This is a genomic window from Lacisediminihabitans sp. (assembly GCF_043726815.1).
Taxonomy (GTDB): domain Bacteria; phylum Actinomycetota; class Actinomycetes; order Actinomycetales; family Microbacteriaceae; genus Lacisediminihabitans.
Genome location: NZ_JAYSJZ010000048.1, coordinates 1 through 2,565 on the forward strand (window position 1 = coordinate 1; position 2,565 = coordinate 2,565).

General features: G+C 68.2%; 3 protein-coding genes and 1 pseudogene. 2 read left to right on the forward strand and 2 right to left on the reverse strand.

The window, feature by feature from the left end:
• Positions 1-337: 337 nt before the first annotated feature.
• Entirely contained in the window at positions 338-1,678 is a 1,341-nt protein-coding gene (locus ACHZD8_RS05620) for a DUF222 domain-containing protein (protein WP_394769181.1), read from the reverse strand.
• A gap of 127 nt (positions 1,679-1,805) precedes the next feature.
• On the opposite strand from ACHZD8_RS05620, the gene ACHZD8_RS05625 reads away from it, so the two are divergent.
• Positions 1,806-2,054 carry a type II toxin-antitoxin system Phd/YefM family antitoxin gene (locus tag ACHZD8_RS05625; protein ID WP_394769182.1) on the forward strand — a complete coding sequence of 83 codons (249 nt, stop codon included), beginning with the start codon at positions 1,806-1,808 and terminating at the stop codon, positions 2,052-2,054.
• Complete coding sequence (locus tag ACHZD8_RS05630) at positions 2,051-2,308, forward strand: type II toxin-antitoxin system RelE/ParE family toxin (protein WP_394769183.1); 258 nt, start codon at positions 2,051-2,053, stop codon at positions 2,306-2,308. Before ACHZD8_RS05625 ends, ACHZD8_RS05630 begins: the two co-directional genes overlap by 4 nt.
• 18 nt (positions 2,309-2,326) lie before the next feature.
• Here ACHZD8_RS05630 and ACHZD8_RS05635 read toward each other — a convergent pair.
• A pseudogene (locus tag ACHZD8_RS05635) lies at positions 2,327-2,565 on the reverse strand (Zn-dependent oxidoreductase); the annotation flags it as partial.

The window sequence follows — 2,565 nt, forward strand, 5'->3', positions numbered from 1 at the left end:
AGGCCACCACCCCACCTCGACTGAGGCACACTAGAACCACACGACAGTGGCCCTGTTTTCAATCGGCGACAGTGGCCCCGTTTTCAGTCGGCGTTAACAACGCTGTTGACTTTGCCCACGGTTTGCCCACACTTGTGGGCAAACGAGCTAGACCGAATGCGGCCGTAGTCATCGAATTGCCCTGATTTGCCGGGGTTTTTCAAGCTGTGTCGCTCTACGGTTGGGCTGAAGTTAGGGTTCGAATCCCTCCAGGGGCACTGATTGATTTCGGGGTAACTCGAGCGCAAGCACGGTCCAAGAATCGGTAGGCCAGGAGCTCAGCCAGCCAGTCAGCACCTCACCCAGCCAGCAGCTCGGCCAGCGCTCGACTGCTGCTCGGCAGCATCCGAGGGCTCGGGTCGAGACTCCCGGGCGGCGGGATCAGCCAGTACTCCGAGCGGTCGGAACCTCGCCGCTCGATCTGCCAGTGGTGGTCGTGGAGCAGCAGGTGGTGATGCTTGCAGAGCAGGATGCCGGCGGCCACGTCGGTGCGGCCGCCGTCGCGGGCCCAGTGGTCGATGTGGTGCGCTTCGGTCCAGGTGGGTGGGCGATTGCAGTCCGTCCAGCGGCATCCGCCGTCGCGTTCGGCCAGGGCGGTGCGCTGGCGGGGAGTGAAGAGTCGCTGCTCACGGCCGACGTCGAGCGGCTGGCCGTGCTGGTCGAACACGACGGTGACGGTGCCCTGCGTGCAGGCGAGTCGCTCGATCGTCTCGATCGAGACGGGCTGCTGCGTGCGCTGCAGACGGCCGTGGCCGGTGCGGGCGATGAGCTGCTGTTCAGTGATCGTGACGCGCACCGCGGGCGCACCGCGACCGAGTAGCTGCCCGGGCTGCACCTCGGCGCCCGCGGTGACGAGCTCGAAGAACACGTCGGAGGCCAGCTGCTCGGTGCTGCGCGGATCGTCGGCGATCTGCTGGGCGCGGTCGGAGTCGGAGACGAATCGGGGCCCGCCGCGACGCGGCGAGGTGGCCCGGTCGAAGACCTCCGAGATCACCGAGCCCTCGATCGGGTCGAGGTGCCAGACGACCCGCACGCTGCCGTCGCGCAGTCGGTGGAGCCCGAACGAGCGGGCTTCGCGGGCGGCGCGCTCACGGTCGACGATGCCCACGGCATCCAGGTGGTCGCGGACTTCGCGGGCGTTCACGAACACCTGATCGGCGTCGAGCGTCGCGGCCTCGTCGAGCAGGCCAGCCGCGGCAGAAGCCAACAGTTCGGCCGGTACCGCCTCGCTCGGCTGCCCGAGCCCCGCCCGGATCGAGTCGGCCGCCTCTGTCGAGACCGACTGCGTCTCGACCGCCGCGGCAACAACTGCGAGCCACGGGTGCGTCTGCGCCAGCCCGCCGACGCGCGTGACGTGAGCGGCCTCTCGCGCCGACGAGCCGGTCGTCGCCTGGAGCAGCTTCTGCGGCGTGCGGTACCCGCTGCGCTGCGCAAGGCCGGCGTGCCCGAGCTCGGGAGCCGACCGACGCGCCAACTCGCCGGCCAGCAGCGACGAGTGCGCCCGCGCGACCCGCTCATTGTGGGCCGCCGCGGCGATCAAAGCCAGCAGATCCGAGTCGCTGGCGCGGCCCAATCCCTCGACACGGACCTCACCCAGGGCACGCGCGGCGGCGGCGAGGGTCGATGTGAGGAGGTCCATGCATCCATTTTCGCACCTCGAACGTATGTTCGAAAGTAGAAGATCTTTCGCGAAACGAGCCTGTGGAGGAGAAGACGCGACCACGAGAAAAACGTACATTTCATCCACCAGAATGTACACTGACCCCATGTCGCACATCAGCGTGACGGATGCCCGTGCCCGCCTCCCCGAACTCATCGAGCGAGCGCAGACCGAAGCGGTATTCGTCGAGCGCCACGGCAAGGTAAAGGCGGTGCTCATCAGCCCCGAACGCTATGCGCGGATGATCGAAGCACTCGAGGATGCCGACGACATCGCCGCCTTCGATGAGGCCATGGCCGGCGAGGGTGGCAACATCCCGTGGGCTCAGGTGAAGGCCGATCTGGGCTGGGAGTGAGCTACCGCATCAAGCTCCGCCCGGCGGCGGTGACGGCGCTGCGACGCATCGACCCGCACGATCGCCCCCGCATTCAGGGAGCCATCGCTCTCCTCGGCGAAAGCCCGCGTCCGCCCGGCGCGAAGGCCCTTCAGGGTCGCGACGGCCTTCGCGTGCGAGTCGGCGACTACCGGATCACCTACACGATTCACGATGACGTTCTGCTGATCGCGGTGGTTACCCTCGGTCACCGCAAGGACGTCTACGACGGGTAGCCGCCGTCGAAACCCCCCTCACACCGTGACCACCAGCTTGGCGGCCGACACCCCCGCGCGCAGCTTGGCCAGGGCATCCGGGATCGCGTCCAGCCCGTCGCCCACGATCGTCGCCGCCGGCTCGGCACGGTAGCTGCCCGCCGCGAGCGCCTGCCCAAGGAAGGCGTAGACCGCCGGCCCGACCTCGTTGTCTTTCAGAGATCCGCCCCAGATGTAGCTCACGCGCACCCCCGGCGCCCGCACGAGCGCCGCCTGCA

Excerpts from the sequence above, each read along its gene's own strand:
- ACHZD8_RS05625 (WP_394769182.1), top strand. The coding sequence starts at position 1,806 with ATGTCGCACATCAGCGTGACGGATGCCCGTGCCCGCCTCCCCGAACTC.
- ACHZD8_RS05620 (WP_394769181.1), bottom strand. The coding sequence starts at position 1,678 with ATGGACCTCCTCACATCGACCCTCGCCGCCGCCGCGCGTGCCCTGGGT.